This is a genomic window from Nocardia sp. NBC_01388 (assembly GCF_045040085.1).
Classification (GTDB): Bacteria; Actinomycetota; Actinomycetes; order Mycobacteriales; family Mycobacteriaceae; genus Nocardia.
In genome coordinates this window covers 2,490,802-2,506,567 of record NZ_CP109553.1, presented here as the reverse complement: position 1 = coordinate 2,506,567, position 15,766 = coordinate 2,490,802, and the positions used below count along the sequence as shown (strand labels likewise).

The 15,766-nt window shown below is 67.1% G+C and carries 17 protein-coding genes; 6 read left to right on the top strand and 11 right to left on the bottom strand.

Features of this window, described 5'->3' with window-relative positions; all coding sequences use genetic code 11:
• Positions 1-40: 40 nt before the first annotated feature.
• Complete coding sequence (locus OG716_RS12215) at positions 41-970, bottom strand: LysR family transcriptional regulator (protein ID WP_405137746.1); 930 nt, start codon at positions 968-970, stop codon at positions 41-43.
• 130 nt (positions 971-1,100) lie between these two features.
• Between OG716_RS12215 and OG716_RS12210 the strand changes: the two genes are divergently transcribed.
• Positions 1,101-2,093, top strand: a complete 993-nt coding sequence (locus OG716_RS12210; RefSeq protein ID WP_405137745.1) for a YeiH family protein — start codon at positions 1,101-1,103, stop codon at positions 2,091-2,093.
• 714 nt (positions 2,094-2,807) lie between these two features.
• Here the strand turns inward: OG716_RS12210 and OG716_RS12205 are convergent.
• The 4 genes from OG716_RS12205 to OG716_RS12190 all read right to left on the bottom strand — a co-directional run bounded on the left by OG716_RS12205 (position 2,808) and on the right by OG716_RS12190 (position 6,921).
• Positions 2,808-3,185 (bottom strand): DUF2784 domain-containing protein, encoded by a 378-nt coding sequence (locus OG716_RS12205; protein WP_405137744.1) that lies wholly within the window; start codon positions 3,183-3,185, stop codon positions 2,808-2,810.
• A gap of 355 nt (positions 3,186-3,540) precedes the next feature.
• Complete coding sequence (locus OG716_RS12200) at positions 3,541-5,001, bottom strand: SDR family NAD(P)-dependent oxidoreductase (RefSeq protein WP_405137743.1); 1,461 nt, start codon at positions 4,999-5,001, stop codon at positions 3,541-3,543.
• A gap of 175 nt (positions 5,002-5,176) precedes the next feature.
• Positions 5,177-6,709, bottom strand: coding sequence for a hypothetical protein (locus OG716_RS12195; RefSeq protein ID WP_405137742.1), 1,533 nt, complete (start codon positions 6,707-6,709; stop codon positions 5,177-5,179).
• Positions 6,706-6,921, bottom strand: coding sequence for a hypothetical protein (locus OG716_RS12190; RefSeq protein ID WP_405137741.1), 216 nt, complete (start codon positions 6,919-6,921; stop codon positions 6,706-6,708). Before OG716_RS12190 ends, OG716_RS12195 begins: the two co-directional genes overlap by 4 nt.
• A 250-nt stretch (positions 6,922-7,171) precedes the next feature.
• On the opposite strand from OG716_RS12190, the gene OG716_RS12185 reads away from it, so the two are divergent.
• From OG716_RS12185 to OG716_RS12175, 3 genes are all read left to right on the top strand, one after another.
• Entirely contained in the window at positions 7,172-7,861 is a 690-nt protein-coding gene (locus tag OG716_RS12185) for a TetR/AcrR family transcriptional regulator (protein WP_405139647.1), read from the top strand.
• Positions 7,862-7,943: 82 nt separating this feature from the next.
• A complete protein-coding gene (locus OG716_RS12180; RefSeq protein WP_405137740.1) occupies positions 7,944-9,089 on the top strand; it encodes an acyl-CoA dehydrogenase family protein in 1,146 nt (381 codons plus the stop codon).
• 52 nt (positions 9,090-9,141) lie between these two features.
• Entirely contained in the window at positions 9,142-9,765 is a 624-nt protein-coding gene (locus OG716_RS12175; protein ID WP_405137739.1) for a TetR/AcrR family transcriptional regulator, read from the top strand.
• Between the two features lie 57 nt (positions 9,766-9,822).
• Here OG716_RS12175 and OG716_RS12170 read toward each other — a convergent pair whose 3' ends face one another.
• Positions 9,823-10,740, bottom strand: coding sequence for an NADP-dependent oxidoreductase (locus OG716_RS12170; protein ID WP_405137738.1), 918 nt, complete (start codon positions 10,738-10,740; stop codon positions 9,823-9,825).
• A 159-nt stretch (positions 10,741-10,899) separates the two neighbouring features.
• Between OG716_RS12170 and OG716_RS12165 the strand changes: the two genes are divergently transcribed.
• Complete coding sequence (locus OG716_RS12165; RefSeq protein WP_405137737.1) at positions 10,900-11,301, top strand: winged helix-turn-helix transcriptional regulator; 402 nt, start codon at positions 10,900-10,902, stop codon at positions 11,299-11,301.
• On the opposite strand, the gene OG716_RS12160 is transcribed toward OG716_RS12165, so the two are convergent.
• On the bottom strand, positions 11,298-11,507 hold the full coding sequence (locus tag OG716_RS12160) for a hypothetical protein (protein ID WP_405137736.1): 210 nt from the start codon (positions 11,505-11,507) through the stop codon (positions 11,298-11,300). The genes OG716_RS12165 and OG716_RS12160 overlap by 4 nt on opposite strands.
• Before the next feature lie 34 nt (positions 11,508-11,541).
• Here OG716_RS12160 and OG716_RS12155 point away from each other — a divergent pair, with 34 nt between their 5' ends.
• Positions 11,542-12,411, top strand: a complete 870-nt coding sequence (locus OG716_RS12155) for an LLM class F420-dependent oxidoreductase (protein WP_405137735.1) — start codon at positions 11,542-11,544, stop codon at positions 12,409-12,411.
• Between the two features lie 361 nt (positions 12,412-12,772).
• Here OG716_RS12155 and OG716_RS12150 read toward each other — a convergent pair whose 3' ends face one another.
• The 4 genes from OG716_RS12150 to OG716_RS12135 all read right to left on the bottom strand — a co-directional run bounded on the left by OG716_RS12150 (position 12,773) and on the right by OG716_RS12135 (position 15,762).
• Positions 12,773-13,024, bottom strand: coding sequence for a hypothetical protein (locus OG716_RS12150; protein ID WP_405137734.1), 252 nt, complete (start codon positions 13,022-13,024; stop codon positions 12,773-12,775).
• A gap of 39 nt (positions 13,025-13,063) precedes the next feature.
• Complete coding sequence (locus OG716_RS12145; RefSeq protein ID WP_405137733.1) at positions 13,064-14,137, bottom strand: DNA polymerase domain-containing protein; 1,074 nt, start codon at positions 14,135-14,137, stop codon at positions 13,064-13,066.
• Positions 14,134-15,249 (bottom strand): ATP-dependent DNA ligase, encoded by a 1,116-nt coding sequence (locus OG716_RS12140; protein ID WP_405137732.1) that lies wholly within the window; start codon positions 15,247-15,249, stop codon positions 14,134-14,136. Before OG716_RS12140 ends, OG716_RS12145 begins: the two co-directional genes overlap by 4 nt.
• A gap of 114 nt (positions 15,250-15,363) precedes the next feature.
• Positions 15,364-15,762, bottom strand: coding sequence for a cold shock domain-containing protein (locus OG716_RS12135; RefSeq protein WP_327139086.1), 399 nt, complete (start codon positions 15,760-15,762; stop codon positions 15,364-15,366).
• Positions 15,763-15,766 lie beyond the last annotated feature (4 nt).

The following is a 15,766-nucleotide window of genomic DNA, read 5'->3' as shown; positions in this document are numbered from 1 at the left end:
AAGTCCTCTACCTGCGCGAATTCCGCACAAGATCGGAGTATCACCAGTTGTTCGGGCTTGCGGACTCCACGCGCAGCGCAATTTCGACCAGAAAATCGGCCGGCCCCGACGGTGGGGACTGCCTGCGCCAGATCACTCGGAACTTGCGGGTCAGCGCCACCGGCACGGCCAGCCGCACCTCGACGAGGGCGCCGGTCGACAGCATCGGCGCGGCGATCAGCCGGCTCAAGACCGCCGGCGCGACCCCGTGGCAAGCGGCTGCGTTGATGGCGATAGCGGAGCCGAGTTCGGCTGCCGGCGCGGCCGGTTCACATTCCGCGCTGAGCGCCTCCCATACGGTCTCCCGTGTCCCCGATCCGGGTTCACGCCACAGCAGGGCGGTATTGGCGAGTTCACGCAGTGTCACCGCCTTTCGCCGATTCGCCCACTCATGCGACGGCGAGACGACCACCACCAGCTCGTCCGCACTGATCACCCGGCTACCGAGACCGGGCGGAGAATGCGGGCCCTCGACGAATCCGAGATCGGCCGCACCACTGCGGACGAGCACCTCCACCTGCCGGGTGTTCTCCACCTCCAACGCGACGGTCACCTCGGGACAGGCGGTGTGCAAGGCCTCGAGCCACTGCGGAATCCGGTGATCGGCAATGGTTTTCGACGCAGCGACCCGCAGCCGCGAGACGTCGGCGGCGTGCAGTGCGCTCACCCCCTCGACGAACGATCGGGCCGCCGCCAGCACCGGTAGGGCCTGGGCGAGGACCGCCCTGCCCGCGTCGGTCAGCTGGGAACCGGTCGGGCTGCGATCGATCAGCCGCAACCGTAATCGCCGCTCCAGCGCGCTGATTCGCATGCTCGCCGCAGGCTGAGTGATTCCGTGCTGCCGGGCGGCCGCACCGAGGCTGGCGAACTCCGCAACGGAGACCAGCAGATCTAGGACATCCAGATCGGGCATTCCGGGCGGCAGGGTCATAGCGGCACATTATGAGCCGATCCCGGCTCAACGGCACCCCGAGTGGCCGGCCCCACTACTCAGCGCCGCTTATGAGGTCCTACCGCACTGGCGGCTACCGGCTCAGCCGCCCCACCGCGATCGTGAGGAGATGATCTGGCTTCGCCGTAATATCCCCGGCCTCCTCCTGGTGGCCGCTCTCGCCACCGCCGCCACCCTGATCGGCGCGAAACTGCCGATGGTCGGCGCCCCGATCATCGCCCTGCTCGGTGGTGCCATCCTCGGCACCCTCGCCCGCCGATCCTGTGCTGAGACAGGAATTTTCGCGAGTGGGACGGCACTCACGCGCAAGCACGTCCTCGGCGTGGCCATCGTGCTCCTCGGGCTCGGCCTACCGGTCGGATCGGTGCTGACGGTCGGCCGCCGCACCGCCGTAGTCCTGGTAGGAACACTGATCGTCGGTGCCATCGCCGCGGTCGTCATCGGCCGAATGCTCGCACTGGATCGGGAATCGGCGATTCTCGTCGCGGTCGGCACCACGATCTGCGGCGCCTCCGCGATTGCCGCCGCGACGACCGTGATGAAACCCGACAAACAACGAGTCGCCTATGCGCTGGGCACCATCTTCATCTTCAATATCGTTGCGGTACTGGCCTATCCGCCTCTCGGTCGCCTACTCGGCCTCTCTCAGGAGGCCTTCGGCCTCTGGGCGGGCACCGCGATCAATGACACCTCCTCTGTCCTGGCGGCAGGCGTCATCTTCGGCCCGGCCGCAGCCCATTTCGCGGTGATCGTCAAACTGATCCGCAGCCTGATGATCGTTCCGATGTGCCTGGGACTGCACTTCAGCCGACGCGAACACTCCGCTAAAGCCCCACTCCGCCAAAGCTTCCCACTCTTCGTCGCCTTCTTCCTCGCAGCATCGGTCATCGCCGGCCTCGGTGCGGTGCCGGACTCCTGGTCCGCGGCACTGAGTCACCTCAGCGCCTGGCTGATCGCCTCCGTGCTGGCCGCCATCGGCACCTCGCTCACCTGGCAGCAGATCCGCGCCACCGGTCCCCGCCCCCTACTGTTCGGCGGCGCACTAGGCCTGGTCCTCGCGCTCAGCAGCCTTGCCCTTCAGACGGCAACCGGTTGGCGTTGAGCCGCGAGTGGCCATAAGCGGATCTGGTGCGTATCCGCTGGTAGACGGCGTCTTCGGACGAGGGTTGGGCATCCCGCACGTGACCGTTTTCTGCGTGACGAGCCGGAATTTGGGCTGATCCCAGTTATGGATGAGGCCCCGCTCCGGGTGCTTCCGGTGCGGGGCCTCGGGCCGTAAAGAGCTGCTAGGCGCTGCTCGCCGGTCAGGAAGTTTTTGCCGCGCAGGACGATCCGGCGCTCCTGGAAGAACACCGGGAACTCCCGGACAGCGCTCGGTCGGCTCCTACCCGGGCCCCAGATCTGGTGCGGCACCGCGGTCTCCACCGTCGGCTATTCGCCGGGTATTGCTCGCGTGGCACCCGGCTGTGGCTTTGCCGATCGTGGGGGTGTTGGTCTTGTGCGGATTCGACCCATCCACTCGGTGGTTGAGACGGGCGAGCCGGGTTGCCAAGGAGTCTCTGTTCGGCCAGTTCAGATACGGTTTCCATCTTGCCAAGAAGTTGCCAAGACAGCGCCGAACAGGCCGGACCGAACGGTACAGGACGGACGGAACGCCTCCGGCGCGCCGGCGATCCGCGACGCCTCCGTATCCCGAATCCGGGGCTCGCGGCGGTGATCCCTAACTCCGGATCACCGCCCATCGAGGCTGGTGCCCTCAGCCCGCGAGAGGACAGAATGATGTCTCTACCTGCGTAAACGTGCCCATGGTGGCCGCCTACCTGACGGCCCGACCGTATCGGCGATGCGAGGCTCGGAACCAGAACCCGACCCAGGAGGCGAGCACGCAGACGGCAACCAGCACCCGGACCAGATCCAGGGCGCTGCGTGGATACAGGACGCCGGTGATGTAGTGATCGATGAATCCGGTCGACGGCAACCCGGCCTCGCCGGCCCGATGCCGCGACCAGTTCTCCAGATCCGTCAGCGGGCACTCGAATCCGAACAGCACCGTGCTGAATCCCCATGCGAAGGCAAGGATGTGCAGCCAGATGGTGTGCGGCCATCGCCAGGCGATGAAGCCGCCCACGACGACATAGGCCACAAAGAGGAAGTGCACGATCGCGGTGGCATCGGCGAGGAGCCGGTACTGCATAGCTCCAGGATAGGGGCGATGGGAAGGTGCGCGGGGGAGTGAAGGCCATATGTGGACGTAGATATGCGCATCTATGTAGGTGAGCCGGGGGTTTGACCGCACGCGAAAGACCAGCAGGGGGTGGGGGAGCAGCTGCGGGACGGCTTGATGGCCGATGCCTAGCGCAAGGGCGGCGCGTCGACCATGCAGGGACATCCAAGTCCAGGGCAGTTGTGACTGAACATATATCTGTACGTAGATATGCGCATTCAACTATGTATACAACTTTTGCAGCCGCCACAGCAACCTGGACCTCACTATTTAGAAATTCAAAAGGCAGCCAAGAGGAGAGGGGCCGAGCCGCGGCCCCTCCGCGTCACCAGTCGGAAGGCTTGTAGTCCTTGAGGAAGACGCCGTGGACGTCATCGCCGCTTTCGCCGCGGACGATCGGGTCGTACACCCGGGCCGCGCCGTCGACGAGATCGAGGGGAGCGTGGAAGCCCTCCTCGGCGAGGCGGATCTTGGTGTAATGCGGGCGCTCGTCGGTGATCCATCCGGTATCGACCGCGGTCATGAGAATGCCGTCGGCTTCGTACATTTCGCGAGCGCTGGTGCGTGTCAACATATTCAGCGCGGCCTTCGCCATATTGGTGTGCGGATGGCCGGCACCCTTGTATGCCCGGCCGAAGACACCCTCCATGGCGGACACATTGACCACGTACTTGCGCCGTCCGGCGGCAGCGGCCATGGCGGGCCGCAGTCGTGAGATGAGAATGAACGGTGCCGTGGAATTGCACAGCTGCACTTCGAGCAGCTCGGTCGCATCGACCTCACCGACGGTCTGCACCCAGCTGTTGGTATGCGCCAGATCCGGCACCAGCCCGCCGGCGTCGATGGCCACACCCTGCGAAATGCGTTCGGGCGTAGCCGAACCCGCGAGCAGGGCCAGATCGGTGATATCGGCTGCGGTCAGGCTGGGGGTGAGGGATGCGGTGAGTGCGGTCGGATGTGCCTGCATCGTCTTGCCGAAGGTGATGACCTCCGGCAGTTCACCGGCGGGCAGCGGCCCGGATTCGGCGTCGATGAGCGCGCTGTACGAGCCTGCCGAGCGCCGCACGGTCTGCGCGGCATTGTTGATCAGGATGTCGAGCGGACCTTGTGCGGCAACATCATCGGCGAGGGCGAGCACCTGTGCGGGGTCGCGCAGATCGATGCCGACCACGCGGACCCGGTGCAGCCAGTCGGCGCTGTCGGGCTGCGCGGCGAAACGGCGGATGGCGTCGTTGGGGAATCGGGTGGTGATGGTGGTGTGCGCACCATCGCGCAGCAGCCGCAGCGCGATGTACATGCCGATCTTGGCGCGTCCACCGGTCAGCAGTGCGCGCTTACCTGTGAGGTCGGTCCGCGCATCGCGCTTGGCGTGGCTGCGTGCCGCGCATTCGGGGCACAGTTGGTGGTAGAAGGCGTCGACCTGCGTGTACTTCTGCTTGCAGATGTAGCAGGGCCGGGCTCGCAGCAGCGTTCCCGCGGTGGCGACACCGCTGACGCTGGAGCTGATGGGGATTCCGGCGGTCTCGTCGTCGATCCGGCTGGGTGATCCGGTGGCCGTGGCCGCGATGACCGCACGGTCGGCCTCGGAGATGGTGTCGCGGGCTTGGATTCGCCGCCGCTGCTTGAGCTTTTTGAACATGTGCCCGACGGCGCGCTGCACGGTCATCGAATCGGGGTGCTCTTTGTCGAGCTGCGCCGCCTGTTCGAGTACCCGGAGGCAGATCGCCAGCTCGTCGGGGGCGATGGCCGGGGATTCGGGTGCTTGCTGCGTGCTGTGCTCGACCATCGGGGGGTGCGGGGATCCTTCGTGCGTGCGGCGGTTGACCGAGTCATTCTCTCATCGCGGCAGGCGGGTCCGGGCCGTCGGGGGCTGTGACCTGAGCCGGGGGCCGGTGCAAGGGTGACGCGGGGCCCGGCCGCTGAAATGCGGCCGGGCCCCGCGTGGGGATGGTGCGTGTGCGCTATTCGGCTGTCGCGCCGACGGGTTCGAGCCTTTCGGCGTCGTCGTCGCGGTCGAGTTCGCGGGCGCGCCCGGCCAGCAGGCCGAGCAGTCCGGCGGGGATTTCGGCGCGGACTTCGATGAGTGCGTGCCACACCACATCGGGGGTTTCGGTGGTGAGGGCGGCGAGGAATTCTTCGACGTCGTCCATGCCGTCGATGAGTTCGAGCACGCGGGCGCGGCCGGCCTGGTCCTGGGCGAGGGCGATATCGACGAGGGTGTGGATATTGTCGCTGCGCGAGGCGGTGAGGACCGCGGCGAGCAGTTGGTCGCGGGTGAGGTCACCGATGGTGCTCGCGAGTACCGGTTTCACCGCGTCCGGTAGTGCGTCGACCAGCGGCAGTGCCTGTGCCCACAGGTCGTGTTCGGTGGTGCTGGTGATGACGGCTCGCAGGACGTCCGGGTCCTGCATGACGGGCAGTGCGGCCATGCGGCGGCGGTTGTCGTCGGTCATGGCCAGGGCGAGCGGGATGAGTGCGTCCCACAGTCCGGCGGTATCGGCTTCGCGGACCAATTCGCCAAGGCGCTCATCGGGTTTCGCGGCTACGCGGGCGGCGATGAAGGCGAGTTGCGCATCGGGCAGGTGTGCGGCGAGGGGTAGCAGGTTGAGCCAGTGCCCGCCGTCGAGTGCGGTGTCCATGACGGCCGCGAGGACGGGTTCGGCGTGTACCGCGGGTCGTTCGGCGAACAGGCGCAGGCTGTCGTGGCTCATGGCGCTGGTGATGGGTAGCAGGGTGGTCCAGGCGTCGAGTTCGTAGACGGCCTGGACGAGGGCGTCGAGGACGTCGGGGCCGAGGCTTGCGGTGATATTGCCGATCCAGGCGCGATTGTGCGGTGCGATGGAGTCGAGCAGGTCGATGCCTTCGGCCCACATGCTCTGTTCGGCGGCGGCGCGGATGACGCCGGGCACCCGGTCGGAGACGATGTGCAGCACATTGTCGATGGCGGATTTGTCTTCGAGCAGGAAGGCGATGCGCAGCAGGTCGACGTCGCTCATGACGGGTGCGGCGGCGCGCAGTGCGGGTTCGGGGACGACGTGGACGAAGCGGCCCATGGTGATGTGGTCACCGACGGCGAGCAGTTCGCGCGCGGCGTCCACGACCATGCGCGGCGGGACGGCGGAGATGATGGCGGCTGTGCGGCGCGGGTCGAGCTGCACAGCGATTTCGGCGAGGAACGACGCGGGCAGTGATTTGGCGATGTCGATGGCCTTGCCCGGGTCGACGGCGCTGGCCACGGCGGCGCACAGCACGGGTCCGAAGGCGCGTTCGGCGACTTTGGCGCTGATGGCGACGGGTACGAGTTTGGCTCCGGCGGCAACACCCTTGAGCCGCTTGGTGTCTCGGTCGAAGAGCCGGTCGGTGACACGTTCGCGGAATTCGCGGATGGCCGCGGGCGGCAGGTCGACGAGGAAGTCGAGTTCGGTGGGGTCCGTGAGGCCGAGAATGCGTGCGAGTTTGGTGGTTTCGGCGACGGCTACGAGATGTTCGCTCACAAGCCCAGTGCTTTCTTGACGGCCGGGCGCATGAGGCGCGGCACGAAGTCGAGGGAGGATCCGATGGCGGCGTCGAGGTTGGCGCGGCGGCGCGTCATGGCCTGCTGCAGGAGCCGGTCGAGTTCGGTGTGGTCGGCGTCGGTGAGCCGGTCGAAGGCGTCGGGGAGCGGGGCCCGCAGGGTGTCGCTGAGGTGGCTTGCTGCTTCTGACATCGGGTTCTTTCCGGTTCGGTGTCACGTTCGACGGGGTTCCGCGCCCGGGGCTTCCCTCTGCGCCACGGGTTCGTACTGCCGGTACGCCTAACGATACTGGCAGTACGTTTCAGGTGAAAGCAATGCCGGGCAGTTGACCTTGGTTGTGGTCTCCATCACTTGACCCACCGGTAACAAGCATTTTTCCGGTCTCGAATCGAAGCCTGTGACGCGTACCGCCGGTACGTGTAGGCTCCTGGCCGTGGTTCGTATGAGTGCCGGGGCGGCCCCGCGGACAGTGACCCGCGACGACATCGTGGACGCGGCGATCCGGGTGATCGATCGGGACGGCCCGCGCCCGAGCATGGAGGACATCGCCCGCGAGGCCCGCATCACCAAGCCCCGGCTGTATCGGCAGTTCGCCGATAAGGGTGATCTGTTCACCGAGATCGCCGATCGTATGGCGCGCCAGGCGTTTTCGGCGGCCGGTGGCGATATGACGCTCATGCTGCAACCGCCGCGTGCGGCGCTGCGCCGGATATTCACCGAGTACGCCCACGGAATCCTGGAGCATCCCAACGTCTTCCGCTTCCTGGGTCAGGCGCCGGTGCTGCAGCAGTCCGGAAACGGTGTGCTGCAACTGGATCTGGGCCGTGAGGCGGCGGGGCGGTTGACGAAGATTTCCCGTTCGGTCGCCGAGGCTGTGCCGCTGAACACCGACGGCCTGGACTATCTCTCGCGCGCCCTGGTCGGTGCGGTGGTGGCGATCACCGATCTGTGGCTGTCGGATTCCGACACCCCGACCGCGGCGCAGACGCAGGAGTTCATCGGCCAGGCCACCGAGCTGGTGTGGGGTCTGATCGACGGTTTCCTGCGCCGCCAGGCGATTGTGGCCGATCCGGACACGCCGATGTTCACCACATTCGCGGAGGTCAACCATGCGCGGGCTGGTGAGAGCTGACCGCTTGTTGACACTCTGCCAATAGCGGTGCACTCTGGTGCCCAGGCGCGAAAGCGCGCGCCTGGGAAGCGAAGGAACTTTCATGGCACGCCCCGCATGGAGCGACGACGAGGTCGAAGCGGTACGAGGACTGGCGCACACCTTCTTCGAGAAGGAGGTGATCCCGCACGAGGAGAAGTTCATCGCGCAGGGTCATCCCGATCGTGAGCTGTACAACCGGGCCGGTGAACTGGGCCTGCTGTGCGCGGCCATTCCGGCCGAATACGGCGGTGGCGGTGGCACATTCGCGCACGAGGCCGCCATCATCGAGGCGCAGGCGCATCTGGGTGACGGTGCGCTCGGCATGTCGGTGCACTCCTCGATCATCGCGCCGTACATCCACCAGTTCGGCTCCGAGGAGCTCAAGCGGCGGGTGCTGCCCAAGGCCGCCAGCGGTGAGGTGCTGCTCTCGATCGGCATGACCGAGCCGGGCACCGGCTCGGATCTGCAGAACATCAAGACCCGCGCGGTGCGCGAGGGCGATGAGTACGTCATCACCGGTTCGAAGATCTTCATCTCCAACGGCTGGCTCTGCGACGGCATCATCCTGGCCGTCAAGACCGATCCGACCCAGGGCGCCTCCGGGGTCTCGCTGATCTTCGCCGAGGTCGGCGACGACGTGCCCGGCTTCACCCGCGGCCGCATTCTGTCCAAGATCGGTGGCAAGGGCCAGGACACCGCGGAGCTGTTCTTCGACGGCCTGCGGGTGCCGGCCTCGAATCTGCTGGGGGAGGCCGAGGGTCAGGGCTTCTATCAGATGATGCAGATGCTGGCCCAGGAGCGCCTGGTCACAGCGATTCTGGCGGTGGCCATGACCGAGAAGGCCGTCGAGCTGACGATCGACTACACCAAGGGCCGTGAAGCGTTCGGCAAGCCGCTGTTCGCCATGCAGAACACGCGTTTCGAGCTCGCCGAGTGCGCGACCGTCGCCAAGGTGGGCCGCGTTTTCCTCGACGACTGCATCGGCAAACACCTGCGCGGTGAGCTCGATATTCCCACCGCTGCCATGGCGAAGTACTGGTTGACCGACCAACTCGGTAATGTGGTGGATCGCTGCCTGCAGTTCTTCGGCGGCTACGGCTACATGACCGAGTACCCCATATCCCAGCTGTACACCGGCGCCCGGATCCTGCGGATCCTCGCGGGCGCCAACGAGGTGATGAAGGATCTCATTGCCCGCTCACTCTAGTAACCCAGCCCCGTCGAAGCCCGGCGGTAACACTGACACCACGCTCGAGCCGGTGCCCGCCGACGACACACCGTCACGGCGGCGCCGCCTCGAGCCGGACGAACGCCGCGCGCAGATCCTGTCCTGCGCCATCGACATGTTCGGCGAACGTCCGTACGCTGCTGTCTCCACCGCGGAGCTGGCCCAGCGCGCCGGGGTGGCGCGCGGGCTGATCAATCACTACTTCGGCAATAAGCGCGACCTGTATCTGGCGGTCGTGCGCCGCATGGTGACCCTGCCGCGGCTGGACAATATGCTCGTGCCCTCCGGCAATATCCGCGAGCGGGTGGAGGCCAGCGTCTCCTGGCTGCTGGACACCATCGGCGAGCACGGCACCACCTGGGTCAAGGTCACCGGCCTGGAGGGCATCGGTGACGACCCGGAGGTGCAGCGCATTCTGGACGAGGCCGACAATGCCGCCGCCGAGCGCGTCGTGCAGATGATGGGCCTGAGTGATTCCCTGCACAGTGACGAATTGCGTGCGCTGGTGCGCTGTTACGGCGGTCTGGTCAAGGCAGCGGGCCGGGAGTGGATCGTGCGCGGCGCCCTCGACCGCGCCCAGGTGCACGAAATGCTGTCGGACACCCTCACCACCCTGATCGCGGTGTCGTTTCCGAAGGTCAACGGCACCAGGTGAATTCACGCTGAACCCCGGGGGCGGAAAGTTAAGCCGCGGGGTTCAGCGCTGTCTGTTCTAGGGGACCAGGACCAGTCGTCCTCGCAGACCGCCCTTTTCGAAGCGGGCGTGTGCGGTGGCGGCCTCGGTGAACGGGAGGGTTTCCGCGACGCGCAGGGTGAGGGTTCCGGCTTCCACCAGGGCGACCAGTGCGGTCAGGCGCGGACCGTCGGGGGCCTGGAAGACCGTGGTCACCGTGATATCGCGTTCGGATGCGGGGAGCGCCGGCGGGAGCACGGCGACGAATGTGCCACCGTCGCGGACCACCGGCAGGATCTCGGCGCCCAGTTCCGCGGCGTCGATCACGGCGTCGATGCCCTGTGCGCGGATACTGTCGACGCCGGTGTCGCGAGGGATGAAACCTGTTGCGCCCAAGGACAGTACGAGCTGCTCATCGCCCGCACCGGCCATGCCGAGCACGTGCGCGCCGGCGGCGGCCGCCAGTTGCACCGCGTATCCGCCGACACCGCCCGCCGCGCCGGTCACCAGTACTGTCCGCCCGGCGAGCGGGCCGAGTTCGCGCATCACCAGATCCGCGGTGATGCCGTTGAGCGGAAGGGTCGCGGCCGCAACGAGATCCACGCCCCTGGGGGCTGCGGCCAATGCATCGGCGGCGGCCACGAGGTATTCGGCCGTGCTTCCGACCGGGTCCGAAAGCCACGGCAGCAGGCCGATGACCGGCTGACCGAGGGCGAACCCACTGACCTCGGGGCCGAGCGCGTCGACGTGCCCGGCGAATTCGACACCGGGGACATACAGCCCGCGGGCCGGCAGCATGGACCCGAACACACCGGCGCGGGCACGCACATCGACCGGATTCACCGGGCTGGCGGCGACCCGCACCCGGACCTGGCCGGGACCGGGGGCGGGGACGGGTGTGTCGATGAGGCGCAGCACGTCCGGTCCACCGAATTCTTGAAATGCGACAGCACGCATGGGAATGCTCCTGAGGGCGTGAACAGTTGGAAGATCCACCGGTGGAACGCCTTCCGCCGGAGTTCGACCGGCGGCGGGGCGTGTCATCAACGTACGGCGAGCGGGTGCCCCGCGAGAAGAAGGCACCGGAAAGTACCTAGCTCACCACCAGGAGTGCACATGGCCACCACCACCGTCGCTCAGCAGCGCGAACAGCGAAAAATCGCCTACAACGCCTACGTCGCGGCCTGCCCCACCAACAAGCTGCTCGATACCCTCAGCGACAAATGGACCGGGCTGGTGATGTCCACCCTCACCGGCGGGCCGCGCCGGTACGGGGAGATCTCCGCCATCGTCGCGGGCATCAGCAACAAGATGCTCACCCAGACCCTGCGCATTCTCGAACGTGACGGCCTGCTCGAACGTCACCTGACCGCGCAGGTGCCGGTGCGCGTGGACTATTCGCTCACCCCGCTGGGGTCCACCCTCATTCCGATCCTCGGCATGCTCAAGGACTGGGCCGAGCTGAATATCGAGGATGTGCTGGCCGCCCGCGCGGCCTTCGACGGTGAGTACCGCTAGGCGGCGCCGCCGTTGACTCGCAGCACCTGCCCGTCGACCCAGGAGGCGTCGGGTCCGAGCAGATACACGAGGCGGCGGCGATCTCGTCGAAGTCGCCGAGGCGATGCAGCGTTGACAAGTCTTGCGGCATCGAACAGTGCCCGCGCATCAGTTCGCTCGGCCACATTCGCCCGCACCGCCACCGCGTGGATGAGCCGCGACCTCATCCGCCGCGCTCGGCTGAGAATCGCGTGATCGGGAATGCGGTTCGCGCCGGCGCTGTTGGCCGCAGGTATGGCCAATGAACAGTTCGGGAAGTTCGGTGTGTGGCAGCCTCATTTGCTGGTGACACCCGAGGCGGTGCGGGAGCTGGAAGAGCTCGGCTACGGTGCGGTGTGGCTGGGAACCTCCCCGCCCGCGGACTGGGACGGGTACGACGCGCTGTTCGCCGACTCGCAGTCCATCATCATCGGTACCAGCATCGTGAATGTGTGGGCCACCCCCGCCAAGGCCTCCGCGGACCTGTTCCACCGCCTCGAGAGCAAATACCCCGGCCGCTTCCTGCTGGGCATCGGCGCCGGTCACCGCGAACACAACGACGGCTACACCAAACCCTATGACGCCCTGGTCAACTACCTCGACGAACTCGACGAGGCAGGCGTCCCGACAAACGGCCGCGCGCTGGCCGCCCTCGGCCCCAAGGTGGCGAAACTGGCCCGCGACCGCACCGCCGGCGCCCTGCCCTACCTCGCCACTCCCGCGCACACCGCCGACCTGCGCGCTCTCTTCGGCCCCGACACCCTGCTCGCCCCGGAGCAAAAGGTCGTCCTCGAGGAAGATCCGCAGCAGGCCCGCACCATCGCCCGCGAACGCGCCGCCTTCTACCTCAACCTCGCCAACTACGTGAACAACCTGCGCCGCTACGGTTTCGACGACCAGGACCTCACCTACCCCGGCAGCGACCGCGTCATCGACGCCATCGCCCCCCACGGCACCCCGGACCAGATCGCCGACGCGCTCACCGCCCACCTGACCGCCGGCGCCGACCACGTAGCCATCCAGATCCTCGGCGGCGACTACGTCCCGGCTCTGCGCACCCTGGCCCCCTACCTCGCCGCCCGCACCAGCTGAGCGCTGTCGCCTGCCCGGCCCATTGGCGGACCGGGCAGGCGACCAACTATCAGCGCGCTACCGCCCTCACCCCGGCCGCGAACCGGCGGACGCCCGCGCGAACAGCGTGTCGCGAAGCCGTCGAGAATCTCGGCCCCGAAACAGGGCCTGCGCGAACACCTCCCGAATCGCTGCTCGCGACCGGGTGAGCACACCACCGACGAAGTCGGTTACGCCGATCACCCGCAGTGGGCACGTTCGCGTGCATGCCGCACAGGGATGTCCGGTGTCTCGGGGCGGGCGGGTTGTGCTCGCCGCGGTCAGCAGGCCGAGGGATCGCATGTGCCGCCTATTCGGTCAGCATTCTGCGACGGCGGCCGGTCTAGAGGCGTGGGTCGTGGACCAGCAGGAAGCCCGAGAGGGTGAGGGAGTCGTCGGGGGCGTGGTCGGCGTCGGCCCAGAATTCGCGGCCGGGCAGTTCGTTGGCGGGCAGGCCCGCCTGGGCAGCGATCTGGGCTGCGGGCCAGCTCAGGGGGGAGCGGGCGGGATGCCAGGGGGTTTCGAGGTAGGCGAGGGCGCCATCGCTGTCGCCGAATACCAGGACGCACCGCACTCGCACCCGCTCTGTTGCCACAGTTCCATCATCGTCCTCGGGGGCAGTGCCGCGCACCGGTCATTCGGCAGCCGGGTCACTGTCCTTGCGGGCGCGGCTGGGCTGCACGCGGGAGGGCTCGTTCGGCATCTTCGGATACTGCGGCGGCCAGGGAGCGTCCATCAAGCCTGCGGCCATATTTTTTTCGGACATTTCCAGCAGGGGAGCGAGGGATTGGGGGGTGCGGTCGGCCCAGGGATCACCGAGTTCGGCCAGGCGAGCGGGCACCGTGGCGATGGTCATCTCGTCATTGGTGACCTCCGGCAGTGTGTCCCAGCTGATCGGGGTGGAGACCTGCGCGCCGACCTTCGGGCGCACGCACCAGGCGCCGAAAACTGTTTTGTGGGGCGCGTTCTGGTTGAAGTCGACGAACACGCGCGAGCCGCGCTGCTCCTTCCACCACTGGGCGGTGATGGTGCCGGGGTGGCGGCGTTCGAGTTCGCGGGCCAAAGCCACCGCGGCCGAACGCACTTGGTAGCCATCCCATTTCGGCTCCAGCATGGCGTACAGGTGCAGGCCGCGCGAGCCGGAGGTTTTCACCCGCACATCGATGCCGAGTTCGGTGCACAATTGGCGGGTGTGCACGGCGGCGGCGCGCAGATCATCGAAGCCGATGCCCGGCGAGGGATCCAGATCGATGCGCAGCTCATCGGTGACACCGGTGGGCGGCAGCACCGCACCGGCGGCGTCGTGCACGGGCGGGGCGGTGCTCACCAGATCCGCCCCGGCATGGGTGGGCCAAACGTGAAAACCCAAGCAGCCCAGGTTCACCGCCCACAGAATGTGCGCCATATCGGCGGCGACCAGTGCGTCGCTGGTGGTGCCGTTCGGGGTGGACACGACCGTGGTCTGCAACCAGTCCGGCACCGATTTGGGCACCCGCTTCTGAAACCACGACTTGCCGCCCGCCCCTTCGGGATAGCGCTCGAGCAGTACCGGGCGATCCTTGATGGTGCGCATGATCGGCTCGGCGACCGCGAGATAGTAGTTCGCCAGATCCTGTTTGGTCTCACCGCGTTCGGAGAAGTAGATCTTGTCCGGGCTCGACAGGGTGACACCGCGCCCGTCCACCTCGATCTCGATGGAATCGCTCATCGCGCAGTACCTTTCGCCTCATCGAAGATGGCCGAGAGTTCGGCCGGGGCGACCTCGTCGAGCTGGGCGTAGGTGCACGAGGCCGGGGTGCGGTCGGTGCGGAACCGCGCGAGCCGCCCACCGTGGCGGAACCGCCCGGCCATCACATGCTCGTAGCGGACCTCGGCGACCAGTTCCGGCCGCAGCGGTTCCCAGGACAGATCCTTACCGCCGGTCCAGCGGCTCACCCCGCCCGGCATCTTGCCGTCGGCTCGCGCCTGCGCGGCGGCATCGGCCCACTCGCGCCACGGATGGTTCTCGAGGGCGTTGACGCGCAACGGTTCCAGCTCGCCGACCAGCTCCTTGCGGCGCGCGGCGGTGAAACTGCTGGCCACCCCGACATGATGCAGATTGCCCTCGGCGTCGAAGAGCCCCAGCAGCAGCGAGCCGACCCCTTCGCCGTCCTTGTGCCAGCGGAATCCCGCGACCACACAGTCGGCGGTGCGTTCGTGCTTGACCTTGAACATCACCCGCTTGTCCTGCAGATAGCCCAGATCCGCGGCCTTGACCATCACCCCGTCGAAGCCCGCGCCCTCGAACCGGGTGAACCAGTCCTGCGCCACATCCGGGTCAGCGGTGAGAGGCGTGAGGTGAATGCGGGTCACGCCGCCCGCACCCGCCCCGTCTCCGCCGCGCTCGAGCACGGTCTCGAGCAGCCGCCGCCGCTCGGAGAACGGTTCCTGCGTCAGATCGCGGTCCCCGAGCGCCAGCAGATCGAAGCCGACAAAACTGGCCGGAGTCTGCACCGCCAGCTTGTTCACCCGCGACGCCGCCGGATGCAGCCGCTGCTGCAGAGTGTCGAAGTCCAGTCCCTGATCGGTGACCACGACGATCTCACCGTCGATCACACACTGCGGTGGCAGCGTCGTGCGGAAGATCTCCACCAGTTCCGGAAAATACCGGGTCAGCGGGCGATCATTGCGAGATCCGAGTTCGATCTCGTCCCCGTCGCGAAAGACGATGCACCGGAACCCATCCCATTTGGGTTCGTAGCGCAGTCCCTCCTCACGCGGCAGGGCCGAGACCGATTTCGCCAGCATCGGTTTGACCGGTGGCATGACGGGCAGCTTCACGCGACCTCCTAGGGTTGGGTTCACCCAGGTAGACGGCGCGACCGGCCGAAACTCACCGGTCGGCTGCCTCCCACGAAGATCGTACGGGGCCAGCGGTCTGTTTCGCGGTACTGCTCAGCTTTCGAGCCAGCCGTGCTGATCGGCGAATGCCGTCAGCCTGTCGCGGATGGTCAGTATTTCCCCGGCCGTGAGCGCGGGGCTGGCATCGAGCAGCAGTTCGGTGATGAGCCGGCGATGTTCGGCGGCACTGAGCTGTCCGGCGCCACCGGCCCGATCCTTGACCTTGTGGGCGCGCACCGGCGGCGGCGCACCGGCGACCAGGGCGAGATTGATGGCCTTGGGCCCCCGATCACCCTCGGTCACGTCGAATTCGAACACCCGCCCCTGCCGCAATTCGTCTTCATCCAACCCGATGTCGTTCACATGAACGAACACGTCCGGCCCACCGTCTTCCGGACGGATGAAACCGAACCCCCGAGAGCTGTCGAACGACACCAATTTCCCGATGGACACCTAA